Genomic DNA, 23,034 nt, shown 5'->3' with positions numbered 1-23,034 from the left:
ACACTCGGTTGACGCCCGTGACGCGGCAACACCCAGCCATCGCCAGGGCAGTCCAAGGACTGCACCTCGACGAGCGAGCAGCCGACCTGGTCACATGAGCTACGCACCCTGCGCCAGGTCAGCTGCGAACACCCCTCTGGCCGGGCCGAACCGAGAACCATCAACCCGACGCACACCTGTCGTGCGTTGGCGGAACGGGCACTGTCGGTGGTCGCCTCTAGTGTCGTTTCATGGCAGAGAACGCAGACGTGCTCGAGCTCCTGAGGAGCCGGCTCGCCGACCTGGAGACGCGGCAGCGTTCCAGCGGCGGCACGTCCGCGAGCGACTTCTGGCAGCGCCTCACGGGCGGTATGCCGTCCGGCCCGTCCGCGCCCGACGCGTCCTCCGCGACCGCGTCGGGCCCGTCGCGACCGTCTGTGACGACTGCACCCGCGGAGGCTGACGGGGCGGGCGTGTGGGCCGAGTGGGGCAGGACCACGAGCGGCCCGGCAGAGCCGGGGCCGTCCCAAGGATCGACGGGGACGTCGCGGCGCGGGCCGAGCCGTCGGGTCGCGCCGCAGGTGCGGCCGGTGACCTCGCCGCGGGGGCCGTGGTCCGGGGTGCCTGTGGAGGTGCTGGACGCGATCGACCCGCAAGGGCTCGAGCCCCTCTCGGAGACGGAGTGGCTCGCGATGGTCGACGACCCGGAGTGGATCGAGGCCACCGCAGCCCGCGCCGCAACCTGGGAGAGCGACCGTAGCCGCGCCGACGCCCAGCAGGCTGTGCAGCTCGACGCGGTCGTCGGCCGGTCCCTGGTGGCTCACGCCGACACCGACCTCGCGGCCGCGGCCGAGCGGGTCGCCGCGCAGCGCGCCACCCTCGAGGTCACCCTCGTCGGCATCGTCTCCGAGCTGGTCTCCCGCGGCACCGAGGCTCCGGACGGACTCTCACGGGTCGACTGGCTCCGCCGCCACGACGCCTCCCTCACCGCCGGGCAGGCCAAAGCCCTCGTCACCGTCGGCACCGCCCTGACCGACCCCCGCTGGGCGCGCCTGCGCCTGCTCGTCACCACCGGGCAGGTCACCGCCGGCAACGCCGCCCAGATCCTCGACTTCCACACCCGCACCGCCCCGGTCGCCGACGATGGCGACCTCACCACCGCCCTCGCCGACCTCACCGACCAAGCCCGCCAGCTCCGCCCCGAGGAGCTCGCCCGGCTCGTGCGCCACCACACCGAACAGATCACACCACCCCGCGACCAGGACGACCTCGACCACCGCCGCCGCACCGCGCGCGGGCTGTGGTTCACCCCACCCAACGCCACCGGCATGGTCGGCCTGCGCGGCACCCTCGACCCCGAAGGCGCCGCCATCCTCAAGTCCGCCATCGACCCCCTCTCCCTCCCCCGCCCCGAGAGAGACGAACACGGCCACACCATCACCGCCGACGACCGCACCCCCGCCCGCCGCCGGATGGACGCCCTGCTCGCCATGCTCCAGCGCGGCGTCGCCTCCGCCGACCGGGTCCCCACCACCGACAAGGCCAAGGTCGTCGTCCTCATCGACCTCGACACCCTCCTCACCAACCTCAGCGACGACCTCGGCCACGACACCCCCCACGACACCCCCGACGACATCCCCCAGCCGTTCCGCCGCAAGCCCCCCACCAGCACCAGCACCAGCACCAGCACCAGCACCAGCACCGGCACCGGCACCCGCACCGGGACCGGCACCGGGATCACCCTCAGCGGCGACGTCCTGTCACCGGGCGTGGTGCGCCGCATGGCCTGCGACGCCCAGATCATCCCCATGGTCCTCGGCGGCGACAGCAAACCCCTCGACGTCGGCCACCGCAAACGCCTCTTCACCCGCTCCCAACGCCTCGCCCTCGGCGTGCGCGACAAGGGCTGCAGCTGGCAGGGCTGCACCATGCCCCCGAGCTGGTGCGACGCCCACCACGTCACCCACTGGGCCCTCGGCGGCCCGACCGACCTGCTCAACGCGGCCCTGCTGTGCCCGAGACACCACACCGAGGTCCACCGCCGCAACCTCACCGCAACCGTCACCGCCCACGGCGTCACCTGGCACACCTGAGCCACCCGCCCCGCCCCCCGCCGACCCCGGCGGGGACCCCGGTATGCCCGGCACGGGAAGCCCTACCCGGTCCGACGATCTCACGATCCTGTGCCGACGGCACCCTGCGCCAAAGCACCCGCGAGCGCGTCCTCTGGCCAGGCCCGGGCCCCGACACCGCCAACCTGACGCGCGCCCCGGCGGCAGGGTGCAGGCCGGCTGCCGGTCAGTGTTCACGCCCGCGATCCCGAAAGGACTCCAAGGCTCGCGGGGTAGGGTGCCCGAGTGAGGCGCCTGCACCACTTCCTTTTCGTGCGCCACCGCCACAACTGGGTCCTGCTGGGCCGGTTCGCGCTGGTGGGCGCCTCCGGCGTGCTCGTCAACATGCTGACGCTCATCGTCGTCAAGAAGCTCGGCCCGGATGCTCGCGAGGCGATCGTCGGCATCCCCTTCACCGAGTTCAACGTGCGGTGGTACCACGTCTACTCGACGATCGCCTTCCTCGTGGCCAACCTCTGGAACTTCCAGCTCAACCGGTCGTGGACCTTCCGCTCGAGCCAGCGCGCCGCGTGGTGGCGCGAGTACCTGCCGTTCTTCACCGTCGGGCTCCTCGGCCAGCTCGTCGGGCTCGTGCTGCTCACGCTGCTCATGCACGAGGGGTCGCCACTGCACCTCCCGGAGGCGGTCTTCGACAACTCGACGGGTCTGCGGACCCGCCTCTACTGGGCGCAGCTCATCGTCATCGCGGTCGTCACGCCCGTGTCGTTCGTGCTCAACAAGCTGTGGACCTTCACGGCCGTGCGCACCCACCACCCCGACCTCGCCGACCCGAGCCACCTCGAGGAGGCGCTCGGCGAGCCGGCCGGCGACCGGGCGAGCGCCGGGCTCCAGGCCCCCGCCCCGACCGGCGCGGGCCGCGGCGACCCGGCGGCCTGAGCACCGGCGAGCGGCGACTAGGCTGGGGCGTCGTGAGCGTGCCGACGAGCCAACCGAGCCAACCGAGCAAGCAGAGCGGGCCCAGCAAGGCGAGCCGGCCCCTACGGGCCCCGGGCGGATTCCCCGTCGTCGGAGTCGTCGGCGGAGGGCAGCTCGCGCGGATGATGCAGGGTCCGGCCGTCGAGCTCGGCATCCAGCTGTCGATCCTCGCCGAGAGCGAGACCGCCGCTGCAGCCCTCGTCGTGCCGAGCTCCCCCGTCGGCCACCACACCGACCTTGAGGCGATCCGGGACTTCGCGGCCTCCTGCGACGTCGTCACCTTCGACCACGAGCACGTGCCCCAGGACATCCTCCAGGCCCTCGAGGAGGACGGTGTCGCCCTCCACCCCACCCGGGCCGCGCTGCGCTTCGCGCAGGACAAGCTCGCGATGCGCGAGCGCCTCGACGGGCTCGGGATCGCCTGTCCGCGCTGGACCCGCGCCACGACCGCCGACGAGGTGACGGCCTTCGGCGACGACGTCGGCTGGCCGATCGTCGCCAAGACCCCGCGCGGCGGCTACGACGGCAAGGGCGTGAGCGTCGTCGCGTCGGCCGACGAGCTGTCCGACTGGCTGGGCCGCGTGGGTCGGCCGGGGCCGGTCGAGGACGGTCTGCTCCTCGAGGAGAAGGTCGACTTCGTCCGCGAGCTCGCCGTGCTCATCGCCCGCAGCCCCTCGGGCCAGGCCGCGGCCTGGCCCGTCGTCGAGACGGTGCAGACCGACGGGATCTGCACCGAGGTGCTCGCGCCCGCACCCGGTCTCGACCCCGACCTCGCCTCGGTCGTCACGGAGGCGGCGCTGCGCGTCGCGGGCGAGCTCGGCGTCACCGGGGTCCTCGCGGTCGAGATGTTCGAGGTGCGCGCGGGCGGCGGCAGGGCGGCATACGTCGTCAACGAGCTCGCGATGCGCCCCCACAACAGCGGGCACTGGTCGATGGACGGCGCCGTGACGGGGCAGTTCGAGCAGCACCTGCGCGCCGTGCTCGACCTCCCGCTCGGCGACCCCCGCCCGACCGCGCCGTGGACCGTCATGGCCAACGTGCTCGGCGGCGACTACGAGCACCTCTACCCGGCATACCGGCACATCATGGCGCGTGACCCCGGCGCCAAGGTCCACGTCTACGGCAAGGGGGTGCGACCCGGCCGCAAGATCGGTCACGTCAACGTCAGCGGACCCGACCTCGCCGACGCCCGCGGGCGCGCCGGCCACGCCGCCGACTACCTCCGAGGAGTGATCACCGAATGAGCGCGAGCGATCCCGTCCCGGCCGGCGACCCTGTCGTCGGCATCGTCATGGGCAGCGACAGCGACTGGCCCGTCATGCGCGAGGCGGCAGCGGCCCTGCAGGAGTTCGGCATCGCCTACGAGGCAGACGTCGTCTCGGCGCACCGCATGCCCGACGAGATGATCGCCTACGGGCATGGGGCTGCCGGCCGCGGGCTGCGCGTCGTCATCGCCGGGGCCGGGGGAGCTGCGCACCTGCCCGGCATGCTCGCCTCGGTGACGCCGCTGCCGGTCATCGGGGTCCCGGTGCCGCTGCGCTACCTCGACGGCATGGACTCGCTGCTCTCGATCGTCCAGATGCCGGTGGGGGTACCGGTCGCCACCGTGTCGATCGGTGGGGCACGCAACGCCGGACTGCTCGCTGCCCGCATCATCGGCTCCGGCAGCGACGACCTCGCCGCCGACGTGCGCGAGCAGATGCTCACCTTCCAGTCCGACCTGCGCGACCAGGCGCACGCCAAGGGTGCGGCGCTGCGTGAGCAGGTGGCGCGCGGCCTGCAGGACTGAGGCGGCGACCGGGCAGCCGGGTCAGCTGGTCAGCCGGGTCAGCTGGTCAGCCAGGTCAGCCGGTCGGCCGGTGAGGACGTCAGCCGGTGACGGCGTCGGCTCCGTCGCCCGGCTGGATGCGGGGCCACTCGATCTTGGGGCACGTGTCCATGACGACGGCGAGCCCGGCCGCCTCCGCTCGCTGCGCCGCGGCCTCGTCGACGACGCCGAGCTGGAGCCACAGGGCCTCGATGCCGAGGCGGTCGCGCTCGGCGATCGCCTCGTCGACGACGGCGCCCACGTGCGCACTGTTGACGAAGCAGTCGACGACCTTGACGACGGTGCCGTCGGGGATGTCGGCGAGCCTCGCGTAGCCCGTCGCGCCGTGGACCGTCGCGGCGCTCGGGTGCACGGGGACGAGGTGCATGCCGAGCTCGCGCTGCAGCCAGAGCGACACGTGGTATGCCGTCCGGTCGGGGTTGTCGCCGAGGCCCACGACCGCCCACGTGGCGGGGGTGTGCAGCAGGTCGCGGACCACCTCGGGCGCGTTGTGGTGGGGGCTCATGTCGCTCATCGTGGCACGACCTGCCACCCGGGCGCCGAGCGGTGCGGAGTGACAGGATGGGCGCCATGCGATTCGGACTGTTCGTTCCCCAGGGTTGGCGCATGGATCTCGTCGGCATCGAGCCGGCTCGGCAGTGGGAGGTGATGGCGGGCCTGGCCCGGCATGCCGACGACGGCGACACCTTCGAGTCGATCTGGGTCTATGACCACTTCCACACGGTGCCCCAGCCGTCCGGCGAGGCGACCCACGAGGCGTGGACGCTCATGGCCGGCTTTGGCGCCGTGACCAGCCGGGTGCGCCTGGGCCAGATGTGCACGTGCATGGCCTACCGCAACCCCGCCTACCTCGCGAAGGTCGCGGCGACGGTCGACGTCATCTCCGGTGGCCGCACCGAGATGGGCATCGGCGCCGGGTGGTACGAGCACGAGTGGCGCGCCTACGGCTACGGCTTCCCCAAGGCCGGCGACCGGCTCGGCGCGCTCCGTGAGGGCGTCCAGGTCTTCCGCGACATGTGGATGTCCGGCTCGGCCACGCTGGACGGCACGTACTACCAGGTCGACGGCGCCATCTGCGCACCGCGACCCCTCCAGGGCACGAGCCACCCGGGTAGCGCCCTCAACGGCATCCCGATGTGGATCGCCGGCGGCGGTGAGAAGGTGACGCTGAAGATCGCGGCCCAGTACGCCGACTACACGAACTTCGACGGCACCGCCGAGGGCTTCGACCACAAGAGCGAGATCCTCAAGGGCCACTGCGACGACCTCGGCCGCGACTTCGGCGAGATCGTGCGGTCGGCCAACTACAACGTCGTCATCGGAGAGACCGACGCCGACGTCGAGGACCGCCTCCAGTTCTACGGCGAGCTGCTGCGCAAGGGCGGCGTCGCCGACGACAAGGCCGCCGCCTCCGTCGAGGACCTGCGCACGCAGCCCGCCGTCGGCACGCCCGACAAGATCGTCGCGACCCTCAAGGACATGGAGTCGCGCGGCATGACGTATGCGATCACGTACTTCGCCGAGGCCGCCTACGACCGCTCGGGCATCGAGCTCTTCGAGCAGACGGTCGCCCCCGAGCTCACGAGCTGAACCAGGGGGCTCTCCCAGCCCCAATCGAAAGAGCAGTTCGTCGCCTCGGCCGCGGGGCGGCCTCCCGACGAGCTGCTTTTTCGATTGGCTGCGGGCGGGCGGCCTCCCGACGAACTGCTCTTTCGATGGGCTACCAGGCGGTCCAGCCGCCGTCGACGGCGACGACCTGGCCGGTGACGTAGGCCGAGGCATCGGAGGCGAGCCACGTGACGACACCGCGGAAGTCGTCCTCCGTGCCCATCCGGGCCAGCGGGGTGAGCCGCTCGTAGCGCTCGACGAAGGCGTCGTCCTGGCCACGCGCGATGCCACCGGGGGCGAAGGCGTTGACCCGGACCTCGGGCGCCAGCACCGTGGAGAGGTAGCGGGTCAGCTGGGCGAGCCCGCCCTTGCTCGCCGCGTATGCGGCGGGGTTGCCCATGCGTGTCCCCTCGTAGAGACCCATGTTGGGCCCGACGAGGCCGTAGATGCTCGACACGTTGACGACACTGCCGTGGCCACCCGCTCGCAGCAGGGGAGCGAGCCTTCGCGTCAGCGAGAAGGGTGCCGTGAGGTTGAGAGCCAGCGCCATCGCGAAGGACTCGTCGGTCTGCTCCTCGAAGGGCACGGCATACCCCGGCACTCCGGAGGTGCCGGTGAAGGCGGCGTTGTTGACGAGGACATCGCAAGCACCCAGCTCGCCGACTGCAGCGACGACGCTCGAGAGTCCTTGTGGTTCAAGCAGATTCGCGGCTACGGCGACGTGGCCCTCGCCGGGCAGGCCGTCAGCCGTCGCCGCGCACGTGTCGGGGTGGAGGTCGACCACGACGACCCGGGCGCCCGCGGTCGCGAGCGCATCGGCCAGGACGGCTCCCAGCGGGCCGGCGCCGCCGGTGACGACGGCCGTCCGGCCGCTGAGGTCGGTGGGGACGGACGTCATGGGGTCTCCCTCTCGATCCACGGCAACCGGATGATGCCGGCGACGATGAGCGCCTCGATGAGGCGGAACTCGTACTCGTCGTCGATCGAGAAGGCCTGCGACTCGGGGATCTCCGCCCCGGCGTGCCTGCCCTCGTCGAACCACGACTTCTCGAGTCGGCGCACGAAGTCGGCGCGCCAGAGGTAGAAGTTGCCGTTGATGCGCAGGAAGCGGTCGGCGTCCTGGCGGCGGGTGACCCCGGCACCGGCGTCGAAGAACCGCTGGAGCGCGCCGTCGGGGGTTGCGGCTGGTCGCACGCCCACCCACACCGGGTTGAAGGTGGGCTCCGAGACGCTGATGACACCGTCGAGCTCGGGGTGGGCGGCGAGGCGTCGCGCGGCGTCGTCGAGCTGCTCCGGCACCCGGGCGGGGCTCGTCGGGTCGAGCAGCAGCACGGCGTCGTAGCGCTCGCCCTCGGCGGCCTCGCACCATTCCAGCGCGTGCCGCACGACCGGCGCCATGGGGGCGTCGTCGCCGGCGAGCTCGGCGGGGCGCAGGAAGGGGGCGTCGCCGCCGAATGCCCGTGCCACCGCGGCGATCTCCCCGGAGTCGGTGGAGACGACGCACCGCGTGATCGACGGGGTGAGCTCGGCGGCGCGGATGCTGTGGACGATGAGCGGCAGGCCGAAGAGCCGGCGGGTGTTCTTGCCCGGGAGGCCCTTCGATCCGCCTCTGGCGGGAATCACGGCGAGGACGCGGGGTGGCTTCTGCTCGCTCACGCTGGGTTCTCCGGGCTCGAGATGGCGGCAGGCCCCCGCGTGCCGAAGGCGCGAGCCTCGTCGCAGAGGCGCACGGCCGCGATGCCGTCGGCAAACGTCGCCGGCGCGCCGCGCGCGATGCGCTCGTCGAGTGGCGACGACGGGCGCAGCGCGAGGGCGGCGCGGGCCTGCGTGCCCATGACGATGTCACGGTCGAGGTCGTGGTCGAACACCTGCTCGGTGCGCTCTCCCCCCGGCGTCGTGTGGCGCACCGTGGCGCGGACGACGTCCCACTCGAGGATGCCGTCGGGCGAGGTGACGACGACGCCGCGGGTTGTCGGGCGCGTGACGTAGTCGAGCCGCGTCGTGACGTCGAAGAGCCCGCTGCCCCAGAGGAGGGTGGCCCCCTGCTCGGCCTCGATGTCGAGCGGGCCGCCGGTCACCATACTAGCCCCGACCAGGGCGGGCTGGCCGAAAAGCACTGTCGCGTAGTCGATCTCGTGGACGAGGTCACGCAGCACCCCGCCCTCGTCCGGCCGAGCGGAGTAGGACTCGCGGTAGTCGCGGTCCGGTCGCCAGTCCGGGAGCCACGACTGCGACCGGACGTGAGCCGCGCCGCCGCGGTCGAGGCGGCCGACGAGGCGGCGCAGGTGGCGGAACCCCTCGTGGGCGCGCAGCGGGGCCGCGACCCAGACCGCGGACCGGCGAGGATGCTCGTCGAGGGCATGCGCGGCGGCCGCGGTCGGGGCCACCGGCTTCTCGACGAGAACCATCTCGGCGCCGGCGTCGAGGGCCTCGAGGGCATCACCGACGTGGCGGGACGTGTCGGTCGCGACGACGACGAACGCGTCGCGCAGGCTGGCTGGACCCGTCGAGTCGTCGAGCAGGCGGGCGCCCGTCGCGTCGTCAGCGGCGCCGTTTGCGAGCCCGCGGTCGCGCACCGGCCACAGCGAGACGTCGGCGCCGACCTGGCGGAAGACCCGGGCATGCCGTCGCCCGATGGAGCCGGAGCCGCGCACGACCACGCGCAGCGCAGGGGCGGACGGGCTGGGCACACCTGCAGGCTAGAGGACGCACCGGCCCGCGGCGCGCACACCTCGGGGTCAGCGGCACCGCGTCTGCCGTTTGCGGCCGGCTCCGGGGTGTGCGCCCGGCTCGGGGTGTGCGGCCGGCGCTGACGCGTGCAGGTGGCCGGATCGCGCCGCCCGCACCGGTACCTTCGGGTCTGTGACGAGCCCGCCCGAAGGCACCGCGCCCCCCGCCGACCGGGCAGGCGCCTCGCTCGGCGCGCACTCGGTCGTCTACCTCGTCGGCACGGCCCTGCAGGGCCTCGGCGTCCTGCTCGTGCTGCCCTTCGCCACACGAGCCCTCGGCCCGGCCGAGTTCGGCCGGGTCGCCACCGGCCTCGTCGTCGTGCAGATGATCGGCACCCTCGCCGCCGCGGGCCTGCCCCAGGTGATCCTGCGCGAGCACCACCGCGGCACCGAGGGCCCGCGGGCCGCCCGCGCGCTCGCCGGCACGATGATCCTGCTCGCCCTCGTCCTCGCCGCGCTCGGCATCGGCCTCGCCCTCGTCCTGTCGGCAGCGGGTCACGCGGACCTCTCGCAGTGGGTGCCACTCGTGCTCGCCAGCGCGGGTCTCACCACCGTGGTCTCCGGGCAGGCGCTCATGCGGGCTCGCCTGCAGCCCTGGGGTTTCCTCGCGCTCGCGGTGCTCTCGACGGTTGCCGCACAGTTCGCGGGACTGCTCGCCGCGCGGGCCGAGCCGACGGCTGGCGCCTACCTCACGGCATACGCGGGGGTGGTCGTCGTGGCGGCGATCGTCGCGGCGCTCCTCGGCCGACCGCTCTGGCCCACGGCGGAGCGCGAGCGGGTGCGCGCGGGAGTGCGCCTCGCGGCCCCCCTCCTGCCGCAGGCGGCGGCGATGCTGGGCCTGCTCTCCGGCGACGTGCTGCTCACCCGGTGGCTCGTCGGCGAGGCAGCGACCGGGGCCTACCAGGTGGCGCTCCAGCTGGGCAACATGCCGTTCGTCCTCGCCGTCGCGCTCTTCAACGCCTGGGGCCCGCTCGTCCTGTCGCACCCGCTCGACCGGCGGTGGCGCTGGACCGCCCGCACCGGCACGGCCCTCACCGCCGTCGTCGGCCTCGGGGCAGCGGGGGTGTCGCTGCTCGGCCCGTGGCTCGTCACGCTCATGGCCGGTTCCGGCTTCGACCGCGTCGCCATGGTCGCGGCGCTCGGGGTGATCTGCACGGTGTCGGTCTCCTACATGATCTACCAGGGCTCGTCGCTCGCGGTGCTCGACGCCGAGCGGACCGGTCGCCTCGCGTGGGCGGCACTGGCCGCGCTCGCCGTCCTCGTCGTGCTCGCGCTGTGGCTGGCCCCCGCCTACGGCATCGTGGGCGTCGCGGTCGCCAAGGCGCTCGGGTATGCCGCGCTCATGGCCCTGACGACGTGGTTCACCCGGGCCCACAGCCCGCTGCGATGGCCGCCGAGGCTGTGGCTCGTCGCCGTGGGAGCCGTGCTCGTGGCCCTCGCCGGTGCGGCGGCGCCGTCAGCGGGTGGGGCGCTCTGGCTGCGTCTCGTGGCCGCTGCGGCCGTCGCAGCGGTCGGGCTGCTGCTCGCGCCGCGGATCCTGCGCACGCTCCGCGGCTAGGATGAGGCGCCCGCCCACCCGCTCCGACCGACCCGCAGGAGAGACGCTTTCGTGGTGACACCACTGGTCCACATGGGACTGGGCTACGACGACCTGCTCGTGCCGGCCCTCGTGCACGCCGGCTTCGAGACGAAGGACCTCGTCCTCGTCGTGCGGACCGACGCCAACCTCGCCTGGGTGCGCCAGCACGCCCCACGCGCCACGACGGTCCGGCTGCCGTATGCCGCAGCACGCAAGGCCAACGTCGTCAGTGGCCTTGCGCCCCACGCCGCTCTCAAGCGCGCGTGCGCCGGGGTCGGTCTCGACGTGCTCGACCTGCTCGTCTCGGAGCGGGCCCTGCGCCGCAACCGGGTCGACACCGCGATGAACTTCCTCAACCTCGCGGCGGAGGAGCTCGAGTCGGTCATCGCGGGCCGCGGGCCGGTGCTCGCCCTCACGGAGTTCACCGTGACCTCCGAGCTGCTCACGGCCGGTCTCGTCACCCACCACGGCGGCCTCGCGACCTGGCCACGCGGCATCCGGCTCCCGTCCGACCGCTTCGGCCTCATCGGCGCTCCCAAGGGCATCACGCTCTGGCAGCGACAGGTCGAGGACGCCTCGGCGCTCGCGGCGGGCGAGGAGTTCATCCGCTCGTGGCGGGCCGAGCAGGGCCGGCCGATGGGCTTCGCGCGCAACCTCCAGGTCGAGACCGGTCAGGAGGTCTGGCGCCTCGCCACCGACCGCGTCAAGGAGTTCGCCGTCGACCGTGGCGCCAACCTCCAGCTGCCCAAGCCCAGCGACTACGCGCGCCTGCCGTGGCTCAACCCGGTCAAGGCGCGGCTCAACCTCCGGGAGTACCAGAGCCGCCGGTGGGACCCCCTGCCCGATCGCTTCGTCTTCCTCCCGCTGCAGGTGCAGCCGGAGTCGAGCGTCGACGTCATGGGCCAGGAGTGGCGCGACCAGGCCTACACCGCAAGGGTTCTCGCTGATGCGCTCGCGCCGCTCGACATCGGTGTCGCCGTGAAGGAGCACGCTCACTTCATGTGGCGTCGCGACCCTGACTACTGGCCGCAGTTCGACGCCCACCCCAACATCGCCACGATCGACCCCTTCGCCGACTCGCGCGAGCTCATGCGCGACGCCGTCTTCACCGTCACGGCGACCGGCACCGTCGGCCTCGAGGCCGGCCTGCTCGGCCTCCCCGTCGTCGCGGGTGCGCAGATGCCGTGGAGCGGCCTCGCCAACGTCCTCACGCTCGACGCGCCCGACGACCTCACGGCGTTCGTGGCGCAGCGCGGCTGGGAGTCGCTGCACGCCGACCGGGCGAGCATCGACGAGTGGTTCGTGAACGACTACGTGCGCAACTCGTGGGAGGGCCTCGTGCTCGACCCCCCGCGCGTGCCCGCCGTCCTCGAGCCCGCCAACATCCGCAAGGTCGGCGCGGCCCTCGGCGAGGCGGCCGTCTCGCTCGGCCACCACGCCGACGACGTGGCTCCCGCCGGGACGGCCTGACGTGGCAACCACCAGCCGGGGCTGGGTCGTGCTCGGGGCCGGTGGCCACGCCCGCTCGGTCGTCGACGTGCTCGAGCGAGCTGGGCAGAGCGTCGTCGCCGTCTCGGGCCTGACCGGCGGGCAGCCTTGGCACGTCGACGTGCTCGCCGACGACACCGAGGCCCTCGCCCTCGCCGAGCGCGACGGGCTCCACACCTGCGTGGCCGTCGGAGCCAACGCCGCGCGGGCCCGACTCGTGGCCGACCTTCTCGCCCGTGGGCTCAGCGCGCCCCCGGTCGTCGCGAGCACCGCCACCGTCTCGCCGCGCAGCCGCCTCGGCGCGGGCACCGTCGTGCTCGAGCATGCCCACGTGGGCCCGGCCGCAGACCTCGGTGACGCCGTCATCGTCAACACCGCAGCCGTCGTCGAGCACGACTGCGTCGTGGGGGTGGGGGTGCACGTCGCTCCCGGCGCCGTGCTCCTCGGAGCAGCCTCGGTCGGTGACGCCACGCTCGTCGGGAGCGGAGCCCGCGTGCTGCCGGGCGTCGGGGTCGGCGCCCGCGTGACCATCGGCTCGGGGGCCGTCGTCACCAGCCCGGTGAGCGACGGCCAGACCGTCGTCGGTGTCCCGGCGACCAGACGTGGAGGATCCGCATGACCACCCCGCCCAGGCAGCAGCCCGCCGTCACGCCCGTCGACATCGCCGGGCGGGCGGTGCCGACCGCCGGCGACGTCTACGTCATCGCCGAGGCCGGCGTCAACCACAACGGCGACCTCGACCTCGCCCACCGCCTCGTCGACATCGCGGCGCAGGCCGGCGCCGACGCGGTGAAGTTCCAGACCTTCTCGCCCGACAAGCTCGTCTCATCCGCCGCGGCGACGACCCCCTACCAACGCGACCGGGGCGGCTCGGCCGACCAGCGCAGCCTGCTCGCGGCCCTCACCCTGCCGACGGAGGCGTGGGTCGAGCTGCGCGACCACGCCACCGAGGCGGGCACGACGTTCCTGTCGACGCCCTTCGACCTCGACAGCGCCGAGATGCTCGTGGGCCTGGGGCTGCCGGCGCTCAAGGTCAGCTCCGGCGAGCTGACCAACCTGCCCTACCTGCGCGAGCTCGCCCGCCTCGGGGTGACCCTGCTCGTCTCGACCGGCATGGGCACCGAGGCCGAGGTGGCCGCGGCGGTCGAGGCCTGCGGGGGCGCCCCCGGACTCGTGCTCTTCCACTGCGTCTCCGCCTACCCGGCGCCCGTGGAGGAGTGCAACCTGCGGGTCATCCCGCGCCTCACCGAGCGACACGGCATACCGGTGGGGTGGTCTGACCACACGCCCGGGCTGACGACCGCGCTCGGCGCGGTGGCGCTCGGGGCGCCCGTCCTCGAGAAGCACTTCACGAGCGACCGCACCCTGCCGGGGCCCGACCACCTCGCGAGCCTCGAGCCGGAGGCGCTCGCCGACTACGTCACGCAGACCAAGCAGCTCGCCCGCGCTCTGGGCGACGGCGTCAAGGTGCGGATGCCCTCGGAGGAGGAGAACGCCGTCCTCGTGCGCCGCTCCTGGCACGCCGCGCACGACCTCGCGGCCGGAGCCGCGCTGAGCGGCGCCGACCTCCTGCTGCTCCGACCGGAGGGCGGCATCAGCCCGGCGGTCGACATCCGCGGCCGGGTTCTCGCCCGTGACGTCGCCGCAGGAGCTCCCGTCACCGATGACGACCTGGCCCGCTGAGGCGCGCGTGACCGCCCCGCTCACCGTCGCCGTCTTCGTCGGCACGCGTGCCGACCTCGGGCCGCTGCTGCCGGTCATCGAGGCGCTCGCGGGCGCTGCCGACGTGAGGCTGCGCATCCTCACCGGCGTCATGTATGCCGCCGACGACCTCGCGCAGGCCCTGCCCCCCAGCGGGTCGGTGCCGTCGTGGCACGAGCGCATCATCTCGCTCGCCGACCCGATGGCCGAGGTCACCGTCGGTGCCCAGCTCGAGCAGGGAGCCGTCCTCGCCCGGGGATCGGGGCGGGCGCTCCAGGAGGAGTCCGTCGATGTGCTCGTCGTGCTCGGCGACCGCTGGGAGCTGCTCTACGTCGTGCCTCCGGCCGTGCTGCTCGGCGTGCCGGTCGTGCACCTGCACGGGGGCGAGGTGACCGAGGGCGCGCTCGACGAGCGGGTGCGTCACGCCGTCACTAAGCTCGCCGACCAGCACTGCGTCGCCTCGGAGGACGCCGCCTCCCGCCTGCGCCAGCTCGGGGAGGCGCCCGAGCGCATCCACGTGACGGGCGCGCCGGGACTCGATCGTCTGGCCGTGGCCGGGCCCGCCGACGACGAGGTATTGGCCCGCCTCCTCGGGGTGGCGTCGGTGCAGCGACCGTTCGCCCTCTTCACCTACCACCCACCGACGGCCCAGCACGGCGCCCCGGTCGGGCAGTGGGTCCGCGAGGCGGCCGAGGCGGCGCTCGCCGTGTGCGGCACGGTGCTCGCGACCCACCCCGGCATGGACGAGGGGCGTGACGAGGTGCTCGCCGCCCTCACGGACCTCGCCGCCGCCGAGCCGCGACTGCACCTCGTCACCGCTCTCGGCCGCAGCTACCCCGCAGTGCTGGCCGCGGCCGACGTCGTCGTCGGCAACTCGAGCTCGGGCGTCATCGAGGCGGCGACCGTGCACGTGCCGGCCGTCGACGTCGGCGACCGCCAGCGGGGCAGGCTGCGCGGCGACAACGTCGTGCACGCCGACGAGGGGCGCGCCGCCGTCGAGGCGGCCCTGCGCACCGCGCTGTCGCCGGCGTGGCGCGACCGGACGGCGGCCGCGAGCAACCCCTACGGCACGGGTGGGGCGAGCCGGCGCATCCTCGCTATCGTTCGGGAAGCGCCCGGCAGCAGCCGGGCCAAGCACTTCGTCGACCTGCCGCACGACCCCGAGGGCGGCAGCGGCGAGCGAGACCGGGAGGAGGAGCCGTGACCGAGCGCGACCTGCGCGCCGCGTGCGCACCCACGACCGCATCGATCCGCGACGCCCTCGAGGTCGTCGACCGCAGCGCAACGGCCGTCTGCCTCCTCGTCGACGACGCCGGCCACCTCGCCGGGCTGCTCACCGACGGCGACCTGCGCCGAGCGTTCCTCAAGGGCAGCTCGCTCGACGACGCCGCCATCGACCACGCGACGAGGTCACCGCACTTCGTCGCGGCCGGTTCACCGCGCGCGCTCGTCCTCGACCTCATGCAGGCCCTGCGCATCTCGGTCGTGCCCGAGCTCGATGACGACCGCACACTCGTCGGCCTGCACACCCTCTCCGACGTCGTGGGGTCCGCACCGCTGCCCAACATCGCGGTCATCATGGCCGGGGGCCGTGGCACCCGGCTCGGCGAGCTGACCAAGCACACGCCGAAGCCGCTCATGACGGTGGCCGGACGCTCCATCATCGAGTGGATCGTCCTCGGGCTCGTCGGTGACGGCGTGCGCGAGATCTGGGTCAGCGTCAACTACCTCGCCGACCAGATCGAGGAGCACCTCGGCGACGGGTCGCGCCTCGGCTGCACCGTGCGCTACCTCCGCGAGGACCCCGACGTGCCGCTCGGCACCGCGGGCTCGCTGACCCTCCTGCGCGCCGAGCGGCCCGACCTCGAGCACCCGGTGCTCGTCATGAACGGCGACCTCATGGTCGAGTTCGACGCGAACGACCTCCTCGACGCCCACCGCCGCACCCGCGCCACGGTGACGATGGCGACGCGCACCTACCAGCACGAGGTCCCGTTCGGGGTCGTCGAGATCACAGGGGGCCGCGTCACCGACGTCTCCGAGAAGCCCACCCTGAGCTTCGACATCAACGCCGCCGTGTATGCCGTCGAGCCGCGAGCGCTCGCCTGGCTCCCTGCCGGTCGCGCGAGCACCATGCCCGAGCTCGTCGAGACCTGCCTCGAGCGCGACGAGGTCGTCACTGCCTGGCCCATCACGGCCGAGTGGATCGACGTCGGCACCCCCATCGACCTCGCGCGGGCCAAGGGCCACGCGTGAGCCCACGGCGGCCCCACCCAGCTCCGGGCAGGCACTCGCACACCCGGCCGGACGGCATACGACATCACTCACGATCGACGAGAAGGCAGCTGTGACAGACGAACTGACCACCCGGCCCATCGAGGGGTCCGTGGCCGGCAAGACGGTGCTCGTGACGGGCTCCGACGGCTTCATCGGCTCCCACGTCGTCGAGCGACTGCTCGCCGACGGGGCCCACGTGCGGGCCTTCTGCCTCTACAACTCCAACGGGTCGACGGGCTGGCTCGACGAGTCCGACACGTTCCGCGCGGCTGTGCGCGACGGGCAGGCGGAGGTCGTGCTCGGCGACATCCGCGACCCCGAGCACGTCATGGCGACGACCGAGGGCGTCGACGTCGTCCTCCACCTCGCGGCGCTCATCGCGATCCCCTTCTCCTACGTGGCGCCCCGCTCCTACGTCGAGACGAACGTCATCGGCACGCTCAACGTGCTCGAGGCCGTGCGGCGCCACGGCACGCCGCGGATGGTCAACACGTCGACGTCCGAGGTCTACGGCACGCCCGAGTCCGTGCCGATCACCGAGGCGCACCCGCTGCGGGGGCAGTCGCCCTACTCGGCGACCAAGATCTCGGCCGACAAGATGTGCGAGTCCTACGCGCTGTCCTTCGAGACGCCCGTCATGACGCTGCGGCCCTTCAACACCTTCGGCCCGCGCCAGTCGACCCGGGCGGTGATCCCGACCGTGCTCTCGCAGATGCTCACCGGCGCGGCCGAGATCAGGCTCGGCGACGTGACGCCCAAGCGCGACTTCACGTTCGTCACCGACACCGCCGACGGCTTCGTGCGCGCGGCCCTCTCCGACGTCGCGCCCGGCACGACGATCCAGCTCGGCACCGGCCGCACCGTCTCGGTGGGCGAGGTCGTCGACCTCTGTGCGAAGGTGACCTCGAGCGAGGCCCGCATCGTCACCGAGGAGGCACGCATCCGCCCCGAGGGCTCCGAGGTGCAGATCCTGCTCTCGGACCCCTCGCTCGCGAACGAGGTTCTCGGCTGGGCGCCGACGGTGTCGCTGGAGGAGGGTCTCGCGGCCACCGCCGAGTGGCTGCGCCCCCGGGTCGACCCCGACACGGCAGCGCGGTACCACCGGTGACCGAGGCGCACGCACCGGGAGCGCGGGGACCCCAGGGCACCGTGCCGCTCGCCGTCCCGAACATCGGCGAGCTCGAGCGGCGCTACGTCCTCGAGGCGGTGGAGTCCGGCTTCGTCTCGTCCGTCGGACCCTTCGTCTCGGAGTTCGAGCGGCGCTTCGCCGACCACGTCGGGTCGAAGCACGCCATCGCCTGCTCGACGGGCACGGCTGCCATCCACATCGGCCTCATCCTGCTCGGCGTCCAGGCGGGCGACGAGGTCGTCTGCTCCGACTTCACCTTCGTCGGCTCGGTCAACCCGATCGCCTACCTCGGGGCCCGGCCCGTGCTCGTCGACAGCGAGACCCGCACGTGGAACCTCGACCCCGACCTGCTCGCGGGTGAGCTCGACCGCCGTGCCGCCGCCGGGGAACCCTTGCCGAAGGTCGTCGAGGTCGTGCACGTGCTCGGCCAGCCCGCCGACATGGAACCGCTCGTCGACGCGTGCGAGCGACACGGCATACCCCTGCTCGAGGACGCCGCGGAGTCGCTCGGTGCCACGTGGTCGAGTGGACGGTATGCCGGCCGGCACACGGGCACCGTCGGTGCGATCGGGTGCTTCTCCTTCAACGGCAACAAGATCGCGACGACCGGCGGCGGCGGCATGATCGTCACCGACGACGACGCGCTGGCTGCCCGGGCGCGTCACCTCACGACCCAGGCGAAGGTGCCCGACGTCGGCTACCTGCACGACGAGGTGGGCTACAACTACCGCCTCACCAACATCGCCGCCGGCCTCGGGCTCGCCCAGCTGGAGCGGCTGGGCGACTTCGTCGCGGCCAAGCACCGGATCGCGGCGCGCTACGACGAGGCCCTCGGCGACCTGCCGGTCGTCCTGCCGCCGCGGGTCGACGGGCTGGACGCGACGTACTGGCTCTACTCCGTGCTCGTGCCCGAGGCGGACGGCCGCGGCCGCGACGAGCTGCTCGACCACCTCGGCGCTCTCGGCATCGGGGCGCGCGCGCTGTGGCGGCCGCTCCACGCCCAGCCGCCCTTCGCGGCGGCCCCGGTCGTCGGGGGAGCGGTCGCCGACGGGCTCTTCGAGCGCGGCGTCTCGCTGCCGTGCGCGACCGAGCTGACCGAGAGCGACCAGGAGCGCGTCATCGCCGGCGTCCGGTCCTTCTTCTCCTCCTGAGCCAGCGGCCCCAGTTCACTCGAGCGGGATGGGCGGGTCGCGCGCCGGGTGACGGGGTGCGGCAGGATGGGCCGGTGGAGATCGCCATCGGCCTGCTCGCCATCGCGGCCACCGTTCTCGCCGGGGCGTGGGTCGCCGAACGGCTGGGCGTGTCGGCACCGCTCGTGCTCATCGTCATCGGCATCGTCGGGTCCTACCTGCCCTTCGTGCCCGAGGTCGCCCTCAGCCCGGAGATCGTGCTGCTCGGCATCCTGCCGCCGCTGCTCTACGCCGCCGCGATCCGGACGTCGCTCGTCGACTTCCGCAACAACCGGGGCGTCATCCTCAGCCTCTCGGTCGGGCTGGTCCTCTTCACCGCGCTCGGCGTCGCCGTCTTCCTCCAGTGGGCCCTCGGCATCGACTTCTGGGTCGCCTTCGCCCTCGGCGCGGTCGTCGCTCCGCCGGATGCCGTGGCGGCGACCTCGATCGGTCGCCAGATCGGGCTGCCACGACGCCTCGTCGCGATCCTCGAGGGTGAGTCGCTCGTCAACGACGCCACCGCGCTCGTGACCCTGCGCACCGCCCTGGCCGCGGCCGGTCTCGCCGCGAGCGCCTTCGGCGGCGAGGTCACGGTCGGCACGGTCGTCGGCGACTTCCTCTGGGCCTCGCTCGGCGGCGTCGCGGTCGGGCTCGCGGTCGCGTTCGTCGTCACCGTCCTGCGCAAGCACTTCTCGGGCGAGCCCGCCTTCGACACCGTGCTGTCGTTCATGGTGCCCTTCGCCGCCTACGTGCCGGCCGAGGAGCTGCACGCCTCGGGCGTCATCGCCGTGGTGACTGCGGGACTCATCCTCGGGCACAAGTCGCCCCGGACCCAGTCGGCCGCCTCGCGCCTCAGCGAGCGGATCAACTGGAGCTCGATCCAGTTCCTCCTCGAGAACGCCGTCTTCCTCCTCATCGGCCTCCAGGTCTTCTACGTCCTCGACCGGGTGCGTGCCTCGGAGCTCACCGCTGGACAGATCGCCCTCGCGGCGGTCGGCACGCTCGTCGTCGTGCTCCTGCTGCGGCCGGTCTGGGTCTTCCCGTTCCGGTTCCTCACCACGCGCATGCTCCACCGGGAGGCGCCGGCGCCGTGGACGCACTCGGCCGTGCTGTCGTGGGCGGGCATGCGCGGCGTCGTGACGCTCGCGGCCGCCCTGCTGCTGCCGACGGACACTCCCTACCGCGACGTGCTCGTCCTCATCGCCGTCGTCGTCACCGTCGGCACCCTGCTCATCCAGGGCACGACGCTGCCGGCCCTCGCGCGCCGGCTCGGTGTGCGAGGGCCCGACCCGCGCGAGGACGCCCTGCAGGCGGCCACCGTCCTCGCTGCGGCGAGCCGGGCCGGGCTCGCGGAGCTGGCCGCGACGCCGGCCATCGATGCCGAGACCCGCGAGCTGCTGACGTCGCGGTCGGAGGACCGGGTCAACGCGATGTGGGAGCGGCTCGGCGCGCGCGGCGCGGGCGTCGACGAGACCCCGAGCGACCGCTACCGGCGCGGGCGGCTGGCCATGCTGCAGGCCGAGCGCACCGAGGTGCTCCGGCTGCGCGACGAGGGCCGCGCCGACCACGAGGTGCTCCGGGTCGTGCTCAGCGCGCTCGACCTCGAGGAGACGATGCTCGACCGGATCGACGACCAGGCCGAGCGCCTGGCAGACAGTGAGGTGCTGCCCATGGAGACCATCGAACCCGCCTGCGACCACCTGCGCGACGTCGCCGAGTCGTGCGTCGAGCCGCGCACGCCCGAGGGGTGCGAGGAGTGTCTGCGCGACGGGACGACATGGGTGCACCTGCGCCTCTGCCTCACGTGCGGCCACGTGGGGTGCTGCGACTCCTCGGAGATGAAGCACGCCACCGCGCACTTCCACGAGACGGGGCACCCGGTGATGCGCTCCATCGAGCCCGGCGAGGCGTGGCGCTGGTGCTACGTCGACGAGCTGACCGGCTGAGCAGGCCGTCGGCCGTCGGACCTTTGGACGCTCAGGTCAGCCGTTGGGTGACGGTGCCCAGCCCCACCCCGTCGACCTCCTCGAAGGAGACGGTCGTCTCGGCTCCCTGCACGAGCGCGAGGAAGGGCGGCACGTGCCCGCACTCGACGTCGGCGAGGATCGGCACGCCGAGCATCCCGAGGGCGTCGCGCACGGCGTCGTGCTGCGAGAAGTCCGGCAGGCCCGGTGCGCGCGTGCGTGAGACGACGATGCCGGTGGAGCGGTCGAACCAGCCGCGCAGCCGCATCGCGTGCAGGGCCCTGCAGATGTCGGTCGATGCCCACTCGGCGATGTCGAGCACGTGGACGATGCCCTCGGGCGCGTGGGTGTCGGCGAAGGCGTCGAGGTCGGCGAACCGCCCACCGGCGAGGAAGCCGACCGTCTCGACGCAGCCCGCGACAAGCCGTCCGGCGAGGGTCACCGGCTCGCCCGCGTGGCCCGGGTCGAGACGCACCCAGCCGCCGCGCCCGTCGAGCCGGTAGTCGGACACCTCCGGCTCGGCCGCGTAGTCGTCGTGCCCCGTCGTCCGGAAGACGCCGGGGGAGCGCTGCACGATCTCGCCGCCGGGTGGGGTGGTCGCGACGTCGACCCAGTGCCGTATGCCGTCCGGCAGCGTGTAGGGGGTGTCCATGAGGTTCTGCCCGTGGATCGTCGCGATCCCCGTGGTGACCGTCAGCGAGGTCAGCCAGGTCGAGGTGTCGGAGAAGCCGACGCACCACGTCGGCTCGGCCGCTGCGACGGCGCCCCAGTCGAGCAGGTCGATGAGGTCGATGCACGTCTCGCCGCCCCACGGCGGCACGACGGCGCGGATCGAGGGGTCGAGCAGCATGGACATGAGTTCGGCGGCGCGCGCCTCGCGAGGGCCGCTGACGTGCGAGGGGGAGTGGCGAGAGGTGTGGTTGAGCTCGCCCACGACGACGTCGAAACCCTTGTGGCGCAAGAAGTCCACGGCATACGTCAAGCGGGGCCAGAGGTCGTCGGCGACGCCGGAGCTCGGGGAGGTGACCCCGATGCGGTCACCGGGGCGCAGGGGAGCGGGGTAGCGGATCGGCATGACTGCCACTGTGCCAGTCATGCCGATCCGCCTCAGCCCACTTTTCGGCGGGGCGGGCCGGCTGGGGGTCAGGCCTTGGCGGCGGCGAAGCCCTGCTCGAGGTCGGCGATGATGTCGTCGATGTGCTCGATGCCGACGGAGAGGCGGACGAGCCCCGGGGTGACGCCGGCGGCGAGCCGGTCCTCCTCGGGACCCTGCGAGTGCGTCGTCGACGCCGGGTGGATGACGAGCGAGCGCACGTCGCCGATGTTGGCGACATGGCTGTGCAGGGTCAGCGCCTCGACGAACTTCTTGCCCGCCTCGAGGCCTCCCGCGATCTCGAAGGAGAGCACGGCGCCGGCGCCTCGTGGGGCGTACTTCTGCGCGAGCTCGTAGGAGGGGCTGTCGGGCAGGGAGGCCCACACGACCCTCTCGACCTGGTCGTGGTCCTGGAGGAACGCTGCCACCTTCGCGGCGTTGTCGAGGTGGCGCTCGATGCGCAGCGACAACGTCTCGATGCCCTGCGCGACGAGGAAGGCGTTGAAGGGGGCCGCCGCCGGGCCGAGGTCGCGCAGCAGCTGCACCCGGGCCTTGAGGATGTAGGCGAGGTTGGCGCCGAGGGCGCTCCCGACGCCGAGGTCGCGCGCGAAGACGAGACCGTGGTAGCTCTCCTCCGGGGTGTTGTAGTTGGGGAACTTCTCCGGGTCCGCCGCGTAGTCGAACCGGCCCGCGTCGACGATGACGCCGGCGATCGACGTGCCGTGGCCACCGAGGTACTTCGTCGCCGAGTGCACGACGACGTCGGCGCCCCACTCGATGGGACGGATGACGTAGGGGGTCGCGATGGTGTTGTCGACGACGAGCGGCACGCCGTGCTCGTGGGCGAGCGCGGCCACGGCCTCGATGTCGAGCACCTCGGCCTTGGGGTTGGCGATCGTCTCGCCGAAGAAGGCCTTGGTGTTGGGCCGCACGGCCGCGCGCCACGACTCCAGCGAGGTCGGGTCCTCGACGAAGCTCACCTCGATCCCGAGCTTGGGGAAGGTGAACTTCAGGAGGTTGACGGTGCCGCCGTAGAGGCTGGGCGAGGCGACGATGTGGTCGCCGGCCTCGGCGATGTTGAGCAGCGCGAGGGTCGTCGCCGACTGGCCGGAGGCCACGAGGAGGGCCCCGACGCCGCCCTCGAGGGCGGCGATGCGCTGCTCGACGACGTCGGTCGTCGGGTTCATGATGCGCGTGTAGATGTTGCCGAACTCCTTGAGCCCGAACAGGTTTGCCGCGTGGTCGGTGTCGTTGAAGACGTAGCTCGTCGTCTGGTAGATCGGCAGGGCCCGGGCGCCCGTGGCGCTGTCGGCGCTCTGCCCGGCGTGGATCTGCTTGGTCTCGAAGGACCAGTTGGGGCCGTCGGTCATCGTGGTGCTCGACTTTCTCGTTCGTGTCGACGACCGGGCCGGCGATGGCCCGAGCACCGACGAGGCGGTGCGG

At 73.0% G+C, this 23,034-nt stretch carries 20 protein-coding genes; 14 read left to right on the top strand and 6 right to left on the bottom strand.

The features are described 5' to 3' along the window. Nucleotides 1–230 precede the first annotated feature (230 nt). The 4 genes from FBY41_RS23725 to purE all read left to right on the top strand — a co-directional run bounded on the left by FBY41_RS23725 (nt 231) and on the right by purE (nt 4,815). Complete coding sequence (locus FBY41_RS23725; RefSeq protein ID WP_260439493.1) at nt 231–2,072, top strand: HNH endonuclease signature motif containing protein; 1,842 nt, start codon at nt 231–233, stop codon at nt 2,070–2,072. 264 nt (nt 2,073–2,336) lie between these two features. Next, nucleotides 2,337–2,987, top strand: coding sequence for a GtrA family protein (locus FBY41_RS01365; RefSeq protein WP_141841636.1), 651 nt, complete (start codon nt 2,337–2,339; stop codon nt 2,985–2,987). 38 nt (nt 2,988–3,025) lie between these two features. Next, on the top strand, nt 3,026–4,270 hold the full coding sequence (locus FBY41_RS01360) for a 5-(carboxyamino)imidazole ribonucleotide synthase (RefSeq protein ID WP_141842990.1): 1,245 nt from the start codon (nt 3,026–3,028) through the stop codon (nt 4,268–4,270). Next, a complete protein-coding gene (gene purE / locus FBY41_RS01355) occupies nt 4,267–4,815 on the top strand; it encodes a 5-(carboxyamino)imidazole ribonucleotide mutase (protein WP_141841635.1) in 549 nt (182 codons plus the stop codon). The genes FBY41_RS01360 and purE overlap by 4 nt, the downstream gene beginning before the upstream one ends. A gap of 79 nt (nt 4,816–4,894) precedes the next feature. Here purE and FBY41_RS01350 read toward each other — a convergent pair whose 3' ends face one another. After that, the gene (locus tag FBY41_RS01350; RefSeq protein ID WP_141841634.1) at nt 4,895–5,359 is read right to left on the bottom strand and encodes a CoA-binding protein; all 465 of its coding nucleotides are present in this window, start codon (nt 5,357–5,359) and stop codon (nt 4,895–4,897) included. 65 nt (nt 5,360–5,424) lie between these two features. Here FBY41_RS01350 and FBY41_RS01345 point away from each other — a divergent pair, with 65 nt between their 5' ends. Continuing rightward, a complete protein-coding gene (locus tag FBY41_RS01345; protein ID WP_141841633.1) occupies nt 5,425–6,444 on the top strand; it encodes an LLM class F420-dependent oxidoreductase in 1,020 nt (339 codons plus the stop codon). A gap of 130 nt (nt 6,445–6,574) precedes the next feature. On the opposite strand, the gene FBY41_RS01340 is transcribed toward FBY41_RS01345, so the two are convergent. The 3 genes from FBY41_RS01340 to FBY41_RS01330 are packed head-to-tail and all read right to left on the bottom strand — an operon-like array spanning nt 6,575 to nt 9,152. Further along, complete coding sequence (locus FBY41_RS01340; protein ID WP_141841632.1) at nt 6,575–7,360, bottom strand: SDR family oxidoreductase; 786 nt, start codon at nt 7,358–7,360, stop codon at nt 6,575–6,577. Next, nucleotides 7,357–8,118, bottom strand: a complete 762-nt coding sequence (locus FBY41_RS01335) for an acylneuraminate cytidylyltransferase family protein (RefSeq protein WP_141841631.1) — start codon at nt 8,116–8,118, stop codon at nt 7,357–7,359. The genes FBY41_RS01340 and FBY41_RS01335 overlap by 4 nt, the downstream gene beginning before the upstream one ends. After that, nucleotides 8,115–9,152, bottom strand: a complete 1,038-nt coding sequence (locus tag FBY41_RS01330) for a Gfo/Idh/MocA family oxidoreductase (RefSeq protein ID WP_260439492.1) — start codon at nt 9,150–9,152, stop codon at nt 8,115–8,117. The genes FBY41_RS01335 and FBY41_RS01330 overlap by 4 nt, the downstream gene beginning before the upstream one ends. A 172-nt stretch (nt 9,153–9,324) precedes the next feature. On the opposite strand from FBY41_RS01330, the gene FBY41_RS01325 reads away from it, so the two are divergent. The 9 genes from FBY41_RS01325 to FBY41_RS01285 all read left to right on the top strand — a co-directional run bounded on the left by FBY41_RS01325 (nt 9,325) and on the right by FBY41_RS01285 (nt 20,480). Beyond that, nucleotides 9,325–10,749, top strand: a complete 1,425-nt coding sequence (locus tag FBY41_RS01325; protein ID WP_141841630.1) for a lipopolysaccharide biosynthesis protein — start codon at nt 9,325–9,327, stop codon at nt 10,747–10,749. Nucleotides 10,750–10,803: 54 nt separating this feature from the next. Next, nucleotides 10,804–12,240 (top strand): hypothetical protein, encoded by a 1,437-nt coding sequence (locus FBY41_RS01320; protein WP_260439491.1) that lies wholly within the window; start codon nt 10,804–10,806, stop codon nt 12,238–12,240. Between the two features lies 1 nt (nt 12,241). Continuing rightward, nucleotides 12,242–12,877, top strand: coding sequence for a NeuD/PglB/VioB family sugar acetyltransferase (locus FBY41_RS01315; protein ID WP_141841629.1), 636 nt, complete (start codon nt 12,242–12,244; stop codon nt 12,875–12,877). Continuing rightward, entirely contained in the window at nt 12,874–13,941 is a 1,068-nt protein-coding gene (locus FBY41_RS01310; protein ID WP_141841628.1) for an N-acetylneuraminate synthase family protein, read from the top strand. The genes FBY41_RS01315 and FBY41_RS01310 overlap by 4 nt, the downstream gene beginning before the upstream one ends. Beyond that, nucleotides 13,922–15,163 carry a UDP-N-acetylglucosamine 2-epimerase gene (gene neuC, locus FBY41_RS01305; protein ID WP_141841627.1) on the top strand — a complete coding sequence of 414 codons (1,242 nt, stop codon included), beginning with the start codon at nt 13,922–13,924 and terminating at the stop codon, nt 15,161–15,163. The genes FBY41_RS01310 and neuC overlap by 20 nt, the downstream gene beginning before the upstream one ends. Continuing rightward, on the top strand, nt 15,160–16,215 hold the full coding sequence (locus FBY41_RS01300) for a nucleotidyltransferase family protein (RefSeq protein WP_141841626.1): 1,056 nt from the start codon (nt 15,160–15,162) through the stop codon (nt 16,213–16,215). Before neuC ends, FBY41_RS01300 begins: the two co-directional genes overlap by 4 nt. 91 nt (nt 16,216–16,306) lie before the next feature. Next, on the top strand, nt 16,307–17,344 hold the full coding sequence (locus FBY41_RS01295) for an SDR family NAD(P)-dependent oxidoreductase (protein ID WP_141841625.1): 1,038 nt from the start codon (nt 16,307–16,309) through the stop codon (nt 17,342–17,344). Continuing rightward, the gene (locus tag FBY41_RS01290; protein WP_141841624.1) at nt 17,341–18,516 is read left to right on the top strand and encodes a DegT/DnrJ/EryC1/StrS family aminotransferase; all 1,176 of its coding nucleotides are present in this window, start codon (nt 17,341–17,343) and stop codon (nt 18,514–18,516) included. Before FBY41_RS01295 ends, FBY41_RS01290 begins: the two co-directional genes overlap by 4 nt. Before the next feature lie 74 nt (nt 18,517–18,590). Further along, nucleotides 18,591–20,480, top strand: a complete 1,890-nt coding sequence (locus tag FBY41_RS01285) for a Na+/H+ antiporter (protein WP_141841623.1) — start codon at nt 18,591–18,593, stop codon at nt 20,478–20,480. 31 nt (nt 20,481–20,511) lie between these two features. Here the strand turns inward: FBY41_RS01285 and FBY41_RS01280 are convergent, their stop codons facing one another. Then, nucleotides 20,512–21,594, bottom strand: coding sequence for a S66 family peptidase (locus FBY41_RS01280; protein ID WP_260439490.1), 1,083 nt, complete (start codon nt 21,592–21,594; stop codon nt 20,512–20,514). A gap of 47 nt (nt 21,595–21,641) precedes the next feature. Continuing rightward, on the bottom strand, nt 21,642–23,018 hold the full coding sequence (locus FBY41_RS01275) for a bifunctional o-acetylhomoserine/o-acetylserine sulfhydrylase (RefSeq protein WP_260439489.1): 1,377 nt from the start codon (nt 23,016–23,018) through the stop codon (nt 21,642–21,644). Nucleotides 23,019–23,034: the final 16 nt, after the last annotated feature.

The organism is Humibacillus xanthopallidus (assembly GCF_006716675.1).
GTDB classification, from domain to species: Bacteria; Actinomycetota; Actinomycetes; order Actinomycetales; family Dermatophilaceae; genus Humibacillus; species Humibacillus xanthopallidus_B.
Note: the sequence above shows the minus strand (reverse complement) of the source record. Positions and strands in the feature narration are given on the sequence as shown.

Coding starts and splice junctions, on each gene's coding strand:
- FBY41_RS23725 (WP_260439493.1), top strand. CDS start 231: ATGGCAGAGAACGCAGACGTGCTCGAGCTCCTGAGGAGCCGGCTCGCC.
- purE (WP_141841635.1), top strand. CDS start 4,267: ATGAGCGCGAGCGATCCCGTCCCGGCCGGCGACCCTGTCGTCGGCATC.
- FBY41_RS01350 (WP_141841634.1), bottom strand. CDS start 5,359: ATGAGCCCCCACCACAACGCGCCCGAGGTGGTCCGCGACCTGCTGCAC.
- FBY41_RS01345 (WP_141841633.1), top strand. CDS start 5,425: ATGCGATTCGGACTGTTCGTTCCCCAGGGTTGGCGCATGGATCTCGTC.
- FBY41_RS01340 (WP_141841632.1), bottom strand. CDS start 7,360: ATGACGTCCGTCCCCACCGACCTCAGCGGCCGGACGGCCGTCGTCACC.
- FBY41_RS01310 (WP_141841628.1), top strand. CDS start 12,874: ATGACCACCCCGCCCAGGCAGCAGCCCGCCGTCACGCCCGTCGACATC.
- neuC (WP_141841627.1), top strand. CDS start 13,922: ATGACGACCTGGCCCGCTGAGGCGCGCGTGACCGCCCCGCTCACCGTC.
- FBY41_RS01280 (WP_260439490.1), bottom strand. CDS start 21,594: ATGACTGGCACAGTGGCAGTCATGCCGATCCGCTACCCCGCTCCCCTG.